The sequence below is a fragment of the Helicobacter sp. 23-1044 genome (assembly GCF_053654695.1).
Genome location: NZ_JBSIUQ010000031.1, coordinates 1 through 752, shown reverse-complemented (window position 1 = coordinate 752; position 752 = coordinate 1). Strand labels below are relative to the sequence as shown.

The following is a 752-nucleotide window of genomic DNA, read 5'->3' as shown; positions in this document are numbered from 1 at the left end:
GCTAATCATCCCCACCTTATTTTCATCTAATTTCGCAAGTGCATTTTGCATTTCTCGCAGATAGTTTGGCATTAGCAAATCATCGCTGTGAAGCAGGCAAACCCACTTTCCTTGCGCTAACTCAATGCAGCGATTCCAATTGCCAAAAAGTCCCAAATTCGCCTCATTTTTGTAATATGTGACCTTGCCAAAATACTCGCTTTCAAGCATTTTTTGCGCGTTTGACTTTGCGCTAAAATCATCGGTATTCTCAACCACGATGATTTCATAAGATTTTTGGGCGATTTTTGCCTCGATATTTGCGCCATTTTCGCACGAGCGAAAGTCGATATCTTGATTTAGCGCAGAATCTATTGCTGCTTTTAGTGTCTCCAAACGATTATATGTGGGGATTGCGATGGTGAAAACGGGAGCAGCGCGATTGTCTTGTGGCGATAAATCGGGGAGACTGGTTGTTCGCTTCGTTGATGAACCATTAGTTCTATCGCCTCGCTCACAACCTCGCAACCCCGATTTTTCATCCACAATACTTCCGCGCGGGGCGTTTTTGGTGGGAGATTCTGCGTGTAGATTCTGTGATTTTGGGGAAGATTCTGCGGTTTTTAACTTATTCTGCCCCCCCCCCTATTTGCAGATTCTGCGTTTTGTGACAAATTCGCAGAATCTACGCTAGATTCTGCGATAAAATCCATCATTTCAAATATTTTTATGGATTTTATATGCGATTTTAGTGCGAAATTATCGCGATTTTT

At 42.6% G+C, this 752-nt stretch carries 1 protein-coding gene; it reads right to left on the bottom strand.

Annotated elements, in window-relative coordinates; translation table 11 throughout:
• The coding region (locus ACWIUD_RS12060) for a glycosyltransferase family 2 protein (protein WP_454149409.1) at positions 1-525 on the bottom strand (525 nt) is incomplete at its 3' end.
• Between the last annotated feature and the right edge of the window lie 227 nt (positions 526-752).